Source organism: Psychrobacillus sp. (genome assembly GCF_032154225.1).
GTDB lineage: Bacteria > Bacillota > Bacilli > Bacillales_A > Planococcaceae > Psychrobacillus.
The window spans coordinates 71,381-86,610 of the sequence record NZ_JALDYF010000009.1; the positions used below are offsets into that span (position 1 = coordinate 71,381).

16 protein-coding genes are annotated in these 15,230 nt (G+C 40.0%); all 16 read left to right on the plus strand.

The features are described from left to right. The 16 genes from RUH95_RS13030 (at position 1) to RUH95_RS13105 (ending at position 15,228) form a co-directional block, all read left to right on the plus strand. Positions 1 to 1,473 carry an adenosylcobinamide amidohydrolase gene (locus tag RUH95_RS13030; protein WP_313893318.1) on the plus strand — a complete coding sequence of 491 codons (1,473 nt, stop codon included), beginning with the start codon at positions 1 to 3 and terminating at the stop codon, positions 1,471 to 1,473. Continuing rightward, positions 1,473 to 2,432 carry an adenosylcobinamide-phosphate synthase CbiB gene (gene cbiB, locus RUH95_RS13035; RefSeq protein ID WP_313893319.1) on the plus strand — a complete coding sequence of 320 codons (960 nt, stop codon included), beginning with the start codon at positions 1,473 to 1,475 and terminating at the stop codon, positions 2,430 to 2,432. The genes RUH95_RS13030 and cbiB overlap by 1 nt, the downstream gene beginning before the upstream one ends. Further along, positions 2,419 to 3,495, plus strand: a complete 1,077-nt coding sequence (locus RUH95_RS13040) for a pyridoxal phosphate-dependent aminotransferase (protein WP_313893320.1) — start codon at positions 2,419 to 2,421, stop codon at positions 3,493 to 3,495. Before cbiB ends, RUH95_RS13040 begins: the two co-directional genes overlap by 14 nt. Further along, the gene (locus tag RUH95_RS13045; RefSeq protein WP_313893321.1) at positions 3,468 to 3,998 is read left to right on the plus strand and encodes a bifunctional adenosylcobinamide kinase/adenosylcobinamide-phosphate guanylyltransferase; all 531 of its coding nucleotides are present in this window, start codon (positions 3,468 to 3,470) and stop codon (positions 3,996 to 3,998) included. The genes RUH95_RS13040 and RUH95_RS13045 overlap by 28 nt, the downstream gene beginning before the upstream one ends. Positions 3,999 to 4,007: 9 nt before the next feature. Continuing rightward, positions 4,008 to 4,838, plus strand: a complete 831-nt coding sequence (locus RUH95_RS13050) for a cobyric acid synthase (RefSeq protein ID WP_313893322.1) — start codon at positions 4,008 to 4,010, stop codon at positions 4,836 to 4,838. Continuing rightward, a complete protein-coding gene (gene cobS, locus RUH95_RS13055; protein ID WP_313893323.1) occupies positions 4,835 to 5,584 on the plus strand; it encodes an adenosylcobinamide-GDP ribazoletransferase in 750 nt (249 codons plus the stop codon). Before RUH95_RS13050 ends, cobS begins: the two co-directional genes overlap by 4 nt. After that, complete coding sequence (locus RUH95_RS13060; protein ID WP_313893324.1) at positions 5,554 to 6,153, plus strand: histidine phosphatase family protein; 600 nt, start codon at positions 5,554 to 5,556, stop codon at positions 6,151 to 6,153. Before cobS ends, RUH95_RS13060 begins: the two co-directional genes overlap by 31 nt. Further along, positions 6,105 to 6,494 (plus strand): bifunctional adenosylcobinamide kinase/adenosylcobinamide-phosphate guanylyltransferase, encoded by a 390-nt coding sequence (locus RUH95_RS13065; protein ID WP_313893325.1) that lies wholly within the window; start codon positions 6,105 to 6,107, stop codon positions 6,492 to 6,494. The genes RUH95_RS13060 and RUH95_RS13065 overlap by 49 nt, the downstream gene beginning before the upstream one ends. A gap of 5 nt (positions 6,495 to 6,499) precedes the next feature. Continuing rightward, on the plus strand, positions 6,500 to 7,090 hold the full coding sequence (locus RUH95_RS13070; protein ID WP_313893326.1) for a cob(I)yrinic acid a,c-diamide adenosyltransferase: 591 nt from the start codon (positions 6,500 to 6,502) through the stop codon (positions 7,088 to 7,090). A gap of 5 nt (positions 7,091 to 7,095) precedes the next feature. After that, a complete protein-coding gene (locus RUH95_RS13075) occupies positions 7,096 to 7,578 on the plus strand; it encodes an ECF transporter S component (protein WP_313893327.1) in 483 nt (160 codons plus the stop codon). Then, complete coding sequence (locus RUH95_RS13080; RefSeq protein WP_313893328.1) at positions 7,571 to 8,236, plus strand: hypothetical protein; 666 nt, start codon at positions 7,571 to 7,573, stop codon at positions 8,234 to 8,236. Before RUH95_RS13075 ends, RUH95_RS13080 begins: the two co-directional genes overlap by 8 nt. 189 nt (positions 8,237 to 8,425) lie before the next feature. After that, positions 8,426 to 10,573: a (Fe-S)-binding protein gene (locus tag RUH95_RS13085; protein ID WP_313893329.1), complete on the plus strand. Its 2,148-nt coding sequence runs from the start codon at positions 8,426 to 8,428 to the stop codon at positions 10,571 to 10,573. Between the two features lie 172 nt (positions 10,574 to 10,745). After that, on the plus strand, positions 10,746 to 11,954 hold the full coding sequence (locus RUH95_RS13090) for an acetyl-CoA C-acetyltransferase (RefSeq protein WP_313893330.1): 1,209 nt from the start codon (positions 10,746 to 10,748) through the stop codon (positions 11,952 to 11,954). Next, positions 11,951 to 12,802 (plus strand): 3-hydroxybutyryl-CoA dehydrogenase, encoded by an 852-nt coding sequence (locus tag RUH95_RS13095; protein ID WP_313893331.1) that lies wholly within the window; start codon positions 11,951 to 11,953, stop codon positions 12,800 to 12,802. The genes RUH95_RS13090 and RUH95_RS13095 overlap by 4 nt, the downstream gene beginning before the upstream one ends. Before the next feature lie 12 nt (positions 12,803 to 12,814). Further along, entirely contained in the window at positions 12,815 to 13,948 is a 1,134-nt protein-coding gene (locus RUH95_RS13100; RefSeq protein ID WP_313893332.1) for an acyl-CoA dehydrogenase, read from the plus strand. Between the two features lie 140 nt (positions 13,949 to 14,088). After that, complete coding sequence (locus tag RUH95_RS13105; RefSeq protein ID WP_313893333.1) at positions 14,089 to 15,228, plus strand: acyl-CoA dehydrogenase; 1,140 nt, start codon at positions 14,089 to 14,091, stop codon at positions 15,226 to 15,228. Positions 15,229 to 15,230: the final 2 nt, after the last annotated feature.

A 15,230-nucleotide genomic window follows, 5' to 3' on the forward strand; every position in this document is an offset into this window, starting at 1 on the left:
ATGTTAAAAGTAGAAAATTTATCTGGTGGATATAATGACCGATTAATTGTTGAAAATGTCTCCTTTGAAGTAGAAAAAGGTGAAATGCTAGGTATTCTTGGACCGAATGGTAGTGGGAAATCCACTTTACTTAAGATTATAAGTGGCATATTACATATGGTATCAGGAGATGTCTTGATTGATGGAAAGTCTTTAAAGTCTTATTCATCGAAAGAATTAGCCAAAAAAATGGCTGTTTTGCCACAATTACATAGTCATGCATTTTCACATACGGTGCGAGATACGATTGGGCTTGGTAGATATCCGCATCAAAGTGGCTTGTTTTCCTCTTGGTCAGATGCAGATGAAAGAGCTGTTGTAGAGGCGATGAAGCTCACTGCAATGGAAAAATACGAGCATCAAATGTTAGATTTGTTGTCTGGTGGAGAGCAACAACGTGTATTTGTTGCGCAAGCACTTGCCCAGCAGGCTCCTATTTTATTGTTAGACGAACCGACAAATCATTTAGATATTGCGCATCAAAAACAATTACTTGATACGATCAAGACACAAGCTATTGAAAAAGGAATTACGGTTATTAGTGTGTTTCATGATATTAATCTTGCTTCTTTGTACTGCGATCGTTTGTTGTTAATGGATCAAGGGAAAATAGAAGTAATTGGAGCACCGCATGAAGTAGTAACGACGCATCAAATTGAGAAAGTCTACAAAGCGCGAATAAGTACAAATCCACATCCAGAACGTCCAAAGCCACAAATAACTATTCTTCCAGAAGTGCAAGAAAAGAACAATGATAAGCTAATTACGACTGAAAACTTTCGAGTAACAGGAGATTTAGTTGTATTTCAAGCAGAACACCAATTAAAAACATGGTCATCTGCAGTCATTAATGCAGGAAGTGGCTGGTACAAAACATTTGTAAACAGAAGAGTCGATGCAAATTATGCTTGTGATAATGTACAAGAGGAAATGCTCGAGTTCTTGGCGAATAAAGGATTTTCTGAAACCGAAACAGTCGGCATGATGACAGCTGTTAATACAAAGGACGTTGTCATCAAAGAATATGACATTCCATTTGGTAGCATTGTTATTATGGTTACAGCAGGTGTTGGTAATGCTGTAGACGTATCTAGAGCACATGAAGTGGAAATGCTTCCTGCAATAGGGACGATCAATACTTGGATTATCATTAGCGGAGAGCTTTCAGATGAAGCATTTATTCAAGCAGTTATTACCGCAACCGAAGCAAAAACAAAAGCGCTTACATTTGAACAAGTAAAAGATCCGAGAACAGGGACAATTGCAACAGGCACTTCTACAGATAGCGTATTAGTTGCAGCAACGCAAAAAGGAGCGCATATTCAATACGCTGGCCCGATAACAGAAATCGGCAAGAAAATTGGACTTGGTGTGTATGAATGTACAGTTGAAGCTATTCAAATTTATAAAAAAGCAAAAGGTTGGGATTCATAATGGGTCCACATATTATTGCAATTGCAATAGGATTACTGCTCGACCGACTAATCGGTGATCCACCAAAATGGCCGCATCCAGTACGTCTAATCGGTTTGATTATTACGAAGCTAACTACTTGGTTGAATAAAGGAAGCTCTAGAAAAACAAAAGGATTTCTGCTCGTTGTAATAGTTGTCGGACTAACTTTCTTTACTACTGTTGCGATTTTACTAACAGCTTACTCCATTCATATGTGGGTTGGAATTGCAGTAGAAAGTATATTAATCGCATCTGGCCTCGCACAAAAAAGCTTGAAGGACGCGGCAATGGATGTATACAAACCACTAGTGGCGAAGGATATCCCTGCTGCGAGAGAAAAGCTTTCATGGATTGTTGGAAGAGATACAGCCAAGCTCAATGAACAAGAAATTACTCGCGGAGTCGTAGAAACGGTTTCGGAAAATATAAGTGACGGCATTACCGCTCCACTTTTTTATGCTTTCCTTTTCGCTGGTGCACCTGGACTTTGGGTGTACAAGGCCATTAATACATTGGACTCCATGGTAGGGTATAAAAATGAAAAATATAGTGATTTTGGCTATGCAGCGGCAAAGTTAGACGACATTGCAAACTATATTCCAAGCCGTTTAACAGGCTATCTTATTATGCTTTGGGGCAAGAAAGAAAGTTCTTTATCCTTCAATAAACGAATGAAAGGTTGGTGGCAGGATGCTAAAAAACATCCGAGCCCTAATAGTGGCTACTTAGAAGCTGCAACAGCCTATCAGCTTGGCATTCAACTTGGAGGGGTAAATACATACAAAGGAATTACTTCTAATCGAGCATTGATGGGAATAGTAGAAGTTCCATTAAAACCTGCTCATATCATTAGTACGATTTCGCATATGAACACTTCCGTATTTTTGTTTTGGTTATGGATGATGGTAATTGGAGGGATATTATTTGTCATTACCTAGTCACGGAGCAAATGCCCATCATTTATATGAACGTCTCGGTATATCGATGCCTGAGACTGTAATCGATTTTAGTGAAAATGTGAATCCGTTTGGACCTCCTGCATTTGTGAAGGAACGTTGGGGTTCTTATGCAGCGCTCATCTCGAAATATCCTGATCCACACGGGGAACCGTTTTTATCGGCCGCAGCAGATTATCACGACGTTTCGGTAGGAAATGTCGTTGTTGGAAACGGAGCAGCTGAAATTTTTGCTAGTCTAGCCAAGCGATATGAAAAGAAACGGGCTATTTTGATTCACCCAACCTTTTCAGAGTATGCAGCGACACTTGCTCCTTACCATGTTTATATAAAAGAAATAGTTGCGATCCAGCAATTACCGATGGATTTAATATTAGATGAAATAGAATTTGCGGAAGTTATTTATATCTGCCGCCCGAATAATCCAACAGGATATTTGATACCATTAGAAGAAATTATACAAATAGCGGACTACGCGAAGAGGTATAAGTGCGAAGTTGTATTGGATGAAGCATTTCTGGATTTTATTGATGAAAAAGAATCGTTTATTCCTTTTATACAAGATTATCCAAACGTTATTGTCGTACGTTCGATGACGAAAATGTATGCTATTCCTGGTTTGAGGCTTGGTTATGCTGTCGCAAGCGAACAAATGATTCATGATATTCGTTCGAGAATGCCACATTGGAATAGTAATGCGATTGCTACGACAATTGGAGCGGATTGCTTGAAGGAGGAGGATTACCGGATGAAGTCCATTGCTTTTGCAAAAGAGATGCGAGAGGAGTTCACTGCTTTTCTGGAAAGTTGGCATTGTAATGTACTGTCATCACAGACGAACTTCATTTGTTTTCAATTGCGTAATCCAGCATTTTCGAAGCCATTTTTCGAGCATTTATTGGAACAAGGCTTTGTGCTTCGACATACCGAAAATTTTAAAGGGCTCAATGGTAAGTGGTTCCGTGTGGGAATGAAGGAAATGGCCCAAATGGAGCTTTTACAAAAGGAGATGATTGCATGGTTCAAGGAAAACTTGTCTTCATAACAGGTGGCGTGCGAAGTGGGAAAAGTAGCTTTGCTGAACATTATTTGATGAACGAGCAGACACAACGAAATGTGTATATCGCTTCTGGAGTAGCGGTAGATGGCGAAATGACCGAACGTATTGAAAGACATAAGCTGGACCGGGAAAGTTATTCGGTAGATTGGGTGACGATCGAACAGCCTCGTCATTTAGAGCAAACCATTCCACAAATCGAGCAAGGTGACGGTATTCTTTGGGACTGTGTAACGACTTGGCTCGCGAATGAATTATTCGTTTCAGAAATGGAAATAGTCGAGAAAAAGCTATTTCAAACGATTGATACATTGCTAGAAAAAGCGCAAGTAGTTGTAATTGTATCAAACGAAGTATTGGATGAAACATTATCGACGTATGATGCAACATTACTGTATCAAAAATGGATTGGGCGCATTCACCAGCAGCTTGTAAGTAAAGCAAATCATGCATTTGAAATGGAATATGGATTGAAGCATCAGTGGAAATGAGGAATGGATATGAAGGGATTAATGGTGCAAGGTACAGCTTCTAGCGTAGGGAAAAGTCTAGTATGTACAGCTATTTGCAGACTCCTTGCAAATGAAGGAAAACGAGTAGCACCTTTTAAATCGCAAAATATGTCTAGTTTAAGTATCCACTTAGCGGATGATATGGAAGTAAGCGTGTCACAAGCATTGCAGGCAAGAGCGGCGAAAATTCCTTATTTAGCCGAGATGAATCCGATTTTATTGAAACCAGCTGGAAATATGGAAACAGATATTATTATTCTCGGGAAAAAAATGAACAGACTAAACGGAATGCGCTATAGAGAGCAATTTTTTGAAGAAGGACAAAAGCTGATTCAAAGAAGTTTAGAAAAACTATCTTCATCCTATGAATATTTGATTTTAGAAGGTGCTGGAAGCCCTGTTGAAATGAATTTACGGGATAGAGAATTAGTAAATATGCGTGTTGCTGATATAGCAGATGTTCCGGTTTTATTGGTCGCGAATATTGAGTATGGCGGAGTGTTTGCATCGATTGCTGGTACATTAGCCCTTTTGCCAGAAGAACAAAGAGCGCGGGTCAAGGGGATTGTTATTAATAAGTTTCAAGGGGACATCTCGCTATTTCAAGATGGCGTAGATTTTATCGAAACGTATACAGGTGTTGAAGTGCTTGGGGTCATTCCGTTTATGCAAAATGACTTAGAGGAAGAAGACGGGGAACGAAAAGGTAGCGAGGAAGCATCTGATGAGCAAATAAATGAATGGGCGAACCACGTTAAAAAGTATGTGAAATGGGATAAAGTCTTGGCTGTTTTGGAAAATGATGAGGTGAAGTCATGACCAGTTTTTTGTTAACACTTCAGTTTTTCACGATTATTCCAGTGCATAAAAATTTGCCGATGGAAAAGCGCCATATTACGGGGATGTATAGTCTTTTTCCTTTAATTGGGGCTGCAATAGGTGCTTTTGCTTGTTTGTTGCTTTACTTTGAGTGGAGTCCGCTCATGATAGCGTTTGGTATTGTTCTTTTCGGTATTTTCTTTTCAGGTGGACTTCATCTAGATGGTTTTATAGACACTTCGGATGCTTTTTTTTCGTATAAAGATCGGCTAAAGCGATTCGAAATATTAGATGATCCAAGAGTTGGGGCATTCGGTACAATGGCAGTCGTTTTACTTATTGTTGGTAAAGTGATTATTGTCTCAGAAGTTTTGGCTGCGGAATCGTTTCATTGGGCCTTTGTATTACTCATTCCTTTTTTCTCAAGAGCAACTTTGACGATGTTATTTTCTTTAACGACTAATGCAAAGACGAGTGGACTTGCTCATTATTTTAAAAAGAAGATGAGTGCGGTTGCTGTTCAATATGCTGCTGTTCTTCATTTTGTTATAGGTTTTATTGTGATTGGTTTGCTTGTTAATTGGATGATTTCGGTTACATTCGCAGCTGTGTTGTTCGTGTTTATTTGTTATTTTCGCAGTTGGGCTTTGAAGCATTTTGGTGGCGTTACGGGTGATTTACTTGGGGCTAGTGTAGAAATATCGGAGGTGGTACTTTGGCTGACGCTTTTACTATTACTCTCATAAGACATTTGCCGACGAAAGGAAATCGAGAAAAGCGGTATATTGGTTGGACGGATGAGCCGATTATTGCAGCAGTTCGAACGAAAGAAATGAACGAAGAAGTAAAGCAAGTGGTCGGCAGTGATTTACTTCGTTGCAGGCAAACGGCTAAGCAATTATTCGGTGAAACTCCTTATTTAGCAAATGCAAACTGGAGAGAATGTTCCTTTGGAGATTGGGAAGAAAAAATATATAATGAGTTAAAAGAAAACGTTTTGTATAGGGCATGGATTGCTAACCCAAGAGGAGTTACACCGCCGAATGGAGAGTCGTTAACGACGATGGAAAAACGAGTTTTACAAGGGCTGATGGAGTCGGTGGAAGAAGTTTCATCGCCAATTATACTAACGCATGGTGGCCCAATTCGTTTTTTATTAACGAAGTTTGCGAATAACGAGAAGTCTTTTTGGGAATGGGATGTACCACATGGTTGTATGTATAATTTAAGTTGGGCGAGTAAAGAAGACATACTGGAGGGGAAGCTGTGCACATCATTTTCGGTGGAGCATTTAATGGAAAACGAGCGCATGTAGAAAAGTTATTAATAGAACAGGATATTCAGGTTGTTCAATGGCTTGATGCAGCAGCGGAGGCTCCGGTTTTATTGCCAACAACAGAAGCGATTGTTTTGAGTGGGGTAGAAACGGTAACAGAAAGCACTTTGACGAGATGGATTGATCAGTTAGAGAGTTGGGGTGAAACTGTGCAAGTGTATGTCATTGCAACGGAAATTGGTCGAGGCATTGTGCCGATGAGTGCTAGTCTACGCATATTACGAGATGATGTCGGCAGATTTTATCAACAAATTTTTGCAAAGGCAGAGCAAGTTACGAGAATTTGGTATGGGATTCCACAAACGATAAAAGGGAGATGACAAGGATGAAAATTTACACAAAAACGGGCGATAAAGGGCAAACGAGTTTAATAGGGGCAAGAGCGGATAAAGACAATATTCGTATAGAAACGTACGGCACAATTGATGAGCTAAATTCGTTCATCGGAAAAGCAGTGTCGGAACTAGATCCTACTATTTTCTCGGATATGTTAGAGGATTTGGAAACAATTCAGCATGAGCTTTTCGATTGTGGGGGAGATTTAGCGAATGTATCGAATCGTCGTGTGTATAAAATGTCAGATGAGCCAATTGAAGCAATGGAAAAGCGGATTGATGTGTTAGTAGAAGAAGGTCCAGCTTTAGAACGCTTTATCTTACCAGGGGGTACACCGGCAGCGGCAACGCTTCATATTGCTCGCACGATTACGAGACGTGCAGAAAGATTGATGGTTACGCTTATGAAAACAGAGGAAGATGTTCCTGCTGTTGTTCAACGCTATTTGAATCGTTTATCTGATTATTTATTTGCAGCTGCTCGTGTGGCGAATGCGAGAATGAATGTGTCGGATGTAGAATATGTTCGAAGTGCAAAAGTGTTTAAAAACGTAGGAAGTGTGAAAAAAGAGGGGGAGTAAGTAGGATGAAACTTCGATTACTTACTCTAGCGGCCATGTTTGCAGCATTATCAGCGATTGGTGCATTTATTAAAATACCAGTTGGAATCGGGAGTGCAGCACTTGATACAGTGCCAGCACTAGTATCAGCTGCATTTTTACCACCCGTTTATGCTGGGGCTGCGTCATTAATCGGTCATTTATCTTCGTCTTTATATGCGGGCTTTCCATTTGGACCTTTGCATATCATTATTGCGCTTGAAATGTTTATCATACTATTCGTGTTTACGAAGCTCCATCGAGCTGGTCATCATGTATGGAAATGGGTGTTTTTCATTTTTGCAAACAGCATTTTAGCGACGCTTCCTTTTTATTGGCTTATTTCGCCAGCGTTTTTTGTAGCGGCAGTACCTGGAATTACGATTGCAACAGTTATTAATGCGGCGATTGCTATAGTCATTTTACCAGTAATTGTAAGAGTGATGGGGCGAGTGAAAATGCATGCGTAATGCGATTTTATTGCCAAATGATTTGGTGCTAACAACTGATAATTCAGCTGGAATTGGTGGAAAAGCGGCAGATGTTGTTCGGGTAGATGATGAAATTGTGTCCTATTTTGCGGCAAGAGTAGCATTGCTCGAGCAATGGGCGGCCAGGGCAACTCCGCTGTCTATCGTTGTGCATAATTTTTCTGGCAATAAAAGTTGGGATAACTATGTAGCTGGTATTGAGCATCTATTTGCGACGATAGGCGAGCCTTGTCCTGCTATTACGGGGAGCACAGAATCTAATATAGAAATGCTACAGTCGGCGGTAGCGGTTACGATGATTGGTGAAAAAGTGTTTGGAAGTAGCGAGGAATTTGTATGGTATGTTTACGGGGTGCCATGTGTCGGAGATGAAGTGCTGAACGAGTCAGAAAAAGTGGCGGATTTGAAAAAAATTTGGGACGGTCTGACGAATGGTTTAGTTGTGCAAGTCTGGCCGGTTGGCTCTACTGGGATATTAGCAGAATGTAAGCGACTCGGGCTGCAGGGAGAAGTAGAAGGCTGGGATGTTTTAAAATCTGCGGGACCAGCAACTTCTACTCTACTTGGAATTGTAACTGATCGAATAGACGAAGCAGTACTTCATTTTGGAAGATATTTAGAGAAAATTAATTGCTAGAACAATATTTGGTGCTAGTTACTGACACAATTTGTGTATTTTGAATTGTGGCAGCAACTGGCACCATTTTAAAATAAGTGTTGACTGAATGCTCATTCAGTTTTATTATTAAAATAATTCTTAAAAATTAGTTATCATAATGTTATTCTATCAATAACGTCATTTTACGTCTTAGAGGGGGAGAATAAGATGAGTCCATTATTAATCGCAAACTGGATATTGTTTGTAGCAGTAACTTTGTATGCAATCGGATTATTTGCGTATTTGTTGAAAACTAGATATGCATATATCAAACTGGGGAAAAAAGTCGAATTTGAAGACAATTTGAAAGAAAGGCTTCAAAAGATTTGGGTGTATGTGTTTGGTCAAAAGAAACTTTTAAAAGATAAAAAAAGTGGAGCAATCCATGTTATGTTTTTTTATGGTTTTTTACTTGTTCAATTTGGAGCAATTGATTTTATTTGGAAAGGCTTAGCACCGGGTTCACATTTGCCATTAGGTCCGCTATACCCAGCGTTTACATTTTTCCAAGAAATCGTGACATTTACCATTTTAGTAGCAGTTGTGTGGGCTTTCTACCGCCGCTATATTGAAAAGCTAGTTCGTTTAAAACGAGGATGGAAAAGTGGACTTGTGCTTATTTTCATCGGTGGATTAATGGTATCTGTACTTGTTGGTAATGGTATGGGAATGGTTTGGCATGGTCATGCAGCAGCTTGGTCAGAGCCAATTGCATCCGCTATTAGTGTAGTTTTTGCATTCGTACCAGAAGTAGTCGCAACAACAATTTTCTATATCATGTGGTGGGTGCACTTATTATTCCTACTATCATTTTTAGTATATGTTCCACAATCAAAGCATTTCCATTTAATCACTGGTCCTGCAAACGTTTACTTTAACCGTTTAGACAATGTTGGGAAGTTACGTCCGATCAATTTTGAAGAGGAAGAAGACGAAGAGTCTGATGAAGAAGTAATGCCTTCGTTTGGTGTCGGCGATATTCATGACTTTACACAAGCGCAAATGATCGACTTCTATGCATGCGTAGAGTGTGGGCGTTGTACAAATATGTGTCCAGCAACAGGTACAGGTAAAATGCTGTCTCCTATGGACTTAATTGTAAAACTTCGTGATCATTTAACATTTACTGGGGCTGTGGAAACAAAACAAAAGCCATGGGTTCCAGCACTTGCTTTCCAAGGAACAAAAGGTAATCAACTTGCAATGGCTGCTGGTGCAGAAGGTGCAATTATCGGAGATATTTATAGCCCATCACTTATTGGGGACGTTATTACAGAAGAAGAAATTTGGGCTTGTACAACTTGCCGTAACTGTGAAGACCAATGTCCAGTAATGAATGAGCATGTGGATAAAATTATTGACCTTCGTCGTTACTTAGTAATGACAGAAGGAAGAGTAGATCCGGATGCACAACGCGCAATGACAAACATTGAACGTCAAGGAAATCCATGGGGCTTAAACCGTAAAGAAAAAGAAAATTGGAGAGATGCACGTCCAGAAGTTCATATTCCAACAGTGAAAGAAGTTTCGAAAGCTGGAGAAGAATTTGAATACTTATTCTGGGTGGGTTCAATGGGATCATTCGACAGCCGTTCACAAAAAATTGCTTTAGCATTTGCACATTTGATGAACGAAGCTGGCGTGAAGTTCGCCATTCTTGGCAATAAAGAAAAGAACTCTGGTGACACACCGCGTCGTCTTGGAAACGAGTTTTTATTCCAAGAGTTAGCAACTTCGAATATTGATGAATTCGAAAAAGCTGGGGTAACGAAAATAGTTACAATCGATCCGCATGCATATAATATTTTTAAAAACGAATATAGTGATTTTGGTTGGAGTGGAGAAGTGCTTCACCATACGGAAATGCTGTATGACTTAGTGCAAGCAGGTCGTTTGAAGCCACAATATGCAGTAAATGAAACAATAACATTCCATGATTCGTGTTATTTAGGTCGATACAATGATGTATATGACGCACCTCGTGAAGTGTTAAAAGCGATTCCTGGTGTGAAATTAGTAGAAATGCAACGCAACCGTGAAACAGGAATGTGCTGTGGAGCTGGTGGTGGACTAATGTGGATGGAAGAACATGTAGGAAATCGCATTAACGTTGCTCGTACAGAACAAGCATTAGAAGTGAACCCAACAATTATTTCTTCGGGATGTCCGTATTGCTTAACGATGTTATCAGACGGTACGAAAGCGAAGGAAGTAGAAGAAACAGTTGGAACGTACGATATCGCAGAGCTACTTGAAAAATCAATCTTTGGAGAAAATCTTCCCGTAATGGAAGAGGAAATTGCAATCGTTCAATAATTAGACAAATTTAGATTGCAAAATATATAATAATTTCGTAAACTTGCATTAACAGAAAAGGGAGTATTGTGCTCCCTTTTTATTTCTCATTAAATCGAGCGAGCGTTCAGTCAACGTTTTTTATTTTATAGGCAATGAAAGCGTATACAAAATGAAGCAAGGGGTGGCTGTGTTGACGAAAACAGTTATTTTGGATGGGGCACGTACAGCATTTGGAAAGTTCGGTGGAGCATTAAGTAGTCTAACTGCTTCTGATTTAGGTGGGGTTGCGATTAAAGAGGCGCTAACTCGAACAGGAATCGCAGCAGACCAAGTAGATGAAGTCATTATGGGATCCGTATTACAAGCAGGGCAAGGGCAAATTCCTTCCAGACAAGCAGCAACAAAAGCAGGGATTCCTTGGTCAGTTAAAACGGAAACGATCAATAAAGTGTGTGCTTCAGGTATGCGAAGCGTTACTTTAGCAGACCAGTTGATTCGTCTCGGGGATGAAGAAATAGTCGTAGCGGGCGGCATGGAGTCTATGTCAAATGCTCCGTATTATTTACCAAAAGGTAGATTTGGACTTCGTATGGGAGATGCGTCAATGGTAGACGGCATGATCTATGACGGACTTTCTTGTTCATTCCATCCAAAACATGTGCATATGGGAACGTACGGAAACACTACAGCGGAAGCTTTTGAACTAAGTCGTGAAAATCAAGATGCTTGGTCATTGCGAAGCCACGAACGTGCATTACAGGCAATCGATAATGGAATTTTTGCAGAAGAAATTGTTTCTGTTAGTATTCCACAACGTAAAGGTGAGCCCGTTCATGTCCAAGAAGATGAAGCACCGCGACGTGATTCATCATTGGAATCATTAGCTAAGCTAAAGCCTGCATTCGGAAGTGACGGAACAATTACAGCAGGTAATGCACCTGGTATAAATGACGGTGCTTGTGCAATCGTTTTAACAAATGAAGCAAAAGCGAAAGATCTTGGAAAAGAGCCACTTGCATATGTAATCGGGCATGCGGAAGTTGCAATTGAACCAGAAAACTTTCCTCAAACTCCAGGATTAGTAATTAATAAATTACTAGAGAAAACAGGTAAGTCACTTGCAGAAATCGATTTATTTGAAATAAATGAAGCTTTTGCGGCAGTAGCACTTGCTAGTTGCAAACTCGCTAACTTGGACGAAGAAAAAGTAAATGTGAATGGTGGAGCAGTAGCACTAGGTCATCCAATTGGAGCCTCTGGAGCTCGCATTATTCTAACACTAGCTTATGAGCTGAAACGCCGTGGTGGTGGTATTGGAATTGCTGCAATTTGTTCCGGTGGAGGACAGGGCGACGCGATCATGATTGAAGTTCCAAAAACAGGAGGAAGCAACGAATGACAATCCAAAAGGTAATGGTTATTGGAGCAGGACAAATGGGAGCAGGTATTGCTCAAGTATGTGCGCAAGCTGGATTTGAAGTAAAACTGAATGACCGAGAAGAACAATTTTTTCAACGTGGTCTTCAAACAATTACGAAAAATTTAGATCGTAATGTCGAAAAAGGTCGTATGACAGAAGACGAAAAACTCGCAGTACTAAATAATATTACAAAATCATTGTCTATCGAAGATGCTAATGACGTGGATATCGTGATTGAAGCAGCAGTAGAAAACATGGAAATTAAACAATCTATTTTCAAACAACTAGACGAAATTACGCCAAAGCATACGATTCTAGCAACAAATACATCTTCATTACCAATTACGGAAATCGCAGCAGTAACGAACCGCCCGGAACAAGTAATTGGGATGCATTTTATGAACCCAGTGCCAGTGATGAAGTTAGTCGAGATAATTCGCGGCCTTGCAACGTCGGATGAAGTGTATACGGCAATTGAAGAAATGACGAAAAAAATTGGCAAAGTGCCAGTGGAAGTAAATGATTTCCCAGGATTCGTTTCTAACCGTATTTTAATGCCAATGATCAATGAAGCAATTTATACACTTTACGAGGGAGTTGCCTCTAAAGAAGCAATCGACGATGTCATGAAAATGGGTATGAATCATCCAATGGGGCCACTGCAACTTGCAGATTTCATCGGTTTAGATACTTGCTTATACATTATGGAAATTTTGCATGAAGGCTTTGGGGACAGTAAATACCGTCCATGCCCATTGCTTAGAAAATACGTAAAAGCTGGTTGGCTAGGGAAGAAATCGGGTCGTGGCTTTTACATTTATGAATAGAGGGACGAAAATATGGAATTGAAATTTACAGATGAACAACTAATGATGCGAAACATGGTTCGAGATTTCGCCAAAACAGAAATTGAACCATTTATCGAAAAAATGGAGCAAGGAGAATTTCCACGCGAAATTATTCGAAAAATGGGTGAACTAGGATTAATGGGAATTACCGTTCCTGAACAATACGGTGGCTCAGAAATGGATTTCACTAGTTATGTGATTGCGATAAATGAACTTTCTAAAGTAAGTGCAGTTGTTGGTGTAATTTTATCTGTTCATACATCTGTCGGCACGAATCCAATTTTATATTTTGGAAATGAAGAGCAAAAAAACAAGTACATTCCAAAGCTTGCTTCTGGAGAACATTTAGGTGCATTTTGTTTAACAGAAGCTTCTGCTGGTTCAGATGCTGGTGCATTAAAAACGAAAGCAGTTAAGCAAGACGATCATTATGTATTAAATGGTTCAAAAGTATTTATAACAAATGGTGGAGAAGCAGATGTAAACATCGTTTTTGCTTCAACAGATCTGACTCAAGGATCAAGAGGGATTTCCGCATTTATCGTAGAGAAGGATACACCAGGTTTTATTGTCGGTAAAGATGAAAAGAAAATGGGCTTGCACGGTTCTCGAACGGTACAAATTACATTTGAAAATATGAAAATACCAGTTGAGAATTTACTAGGTGAAGAAGGCGATGGTTTTAAGATCGCCATGGCCAACTTAAATACAGGCCGTATTGGGATTGCTACTCAGGCACTTGGAATTGCAGAAGCGGCGTTCGAGGCGGCAGTGGAGTATTCGAAAGAACGTGTGCAATTTGGTAAGCCAATTGCTGCAAACCAAGGAGTCGGCTTTAAGCTGGCTGATATGGGGACAGCAGTAGAGGCAGCTAGACTTCTTGTTTACCGAGCAGCTAGTTTAAGAGAGCAAGGACTTCCTTGTGGAAAAGAAGCTTCCATGGCTAAACTATTTGCTTCACAAACAGCAGTAAATGTAGCAATAGAAGCAGTGCAAGTATTCGGTGGCTACGGATATACAGAAGATTATCCTGTGGAACGCTACTTCCGTGACGCTAAAATAACGGAAATTTACGAAGGCACTAGTGAGATTCAGAAAATAGTAATTGCAAAACATCTAACTTAATTTAGCATGTAAAAATTTGCTAGATTAAGTTAGAGCCTCCGGCGGATGTCACAAATTTTGCATCGAACAAGTTCGATGCAAAATTTGGACGCAAATACGCCAAGGCGAATTTGATTAAACTAACAAAGGCGGGATTGACAATGAATTTTCAACTTTCAGAAGAACATGAAATGATTCGTAAAATGGTACGTGACTTTGCGGAAAATGAAGTAGCTCCAACAGCTGCTGAACGTGATGAAGAAGAGCGTTTTGACCGTGAAATTTTCGATAAAATGGCAGAGCTAGGTTTAACGGGAATTCCATGGCCTGAAGAATACGGTGGAATTGGCTCTGATTATCTTGCGTATTGTATCGCAGTAGAAGAACTATCACGCGTTTGTGCATCAACAGGTGTAACGCTTTCTGCTCATACATCACTTGCTGGATGGCCAGTTTTTAAATATGGTACGGAAGAGCAAAAACAAAAATACCTTCGTCCAATGGCAGAAGGAACTAAAATTGGTGGATATGGCTTAACAGAAGCAGGTTCAGGATCAGATGCAGGTGGCATGAAAACAACGGCTAAATTAGATGGTGATCACTATGTACTAAATGGTTCTAAGATTTTCATTACAAATGGTGGAATTGCAGATATTTATGTCGTGTTTGCTGTAACAGATCCAGAATCGAAGCATAAAGGAACGAGTGCGTTTATCGTAGAAGCTGGTTTCGAAGGATTTTCTGTAGGGAAAAAAGAAAAGAAATTAGGAATCCGTTCTTCACCAACAACAGAAATTATTTTCGAAAACTGTCGCATACCAAAAGAAAACCTTCTTGGAGAAGAAGGAGATGGCTTCATCATTGCGATGAAAACATTAGACGGCGGACGTAATGGAATTGCAGCTCAAGCAGTTGGAATTGCACAAGGTGCACTAGACGCATCCGTGACATATGCAAAAGAACGCGTTCAATTCGGCAAGCCAATTGTTGCAAACCAAGGGGTATCATTCAAACTTGCAGATATGGCAACTTCTATAGAAGCTTCTCGTTTACTGACGTATCAAGCAGCATGGCTTGAGTCAAACGGTCTGCCTTACGGAAAAGAATCTGCCATGGCAAAACTAATGGCTGGAGATACAGCGATGAAAGTAACAGTTGAGGCCGTACAAGTTTTTGGTGGTTACGGGTATACAAAAGACTATCCAGTAGAGCGTTATATGCGTGATGCGAAAATTACACAAATTTACGAGGGAACGCAAGAAATTCAACGACTTGTTATTTCTCGTATGTTGACAAAGTAATC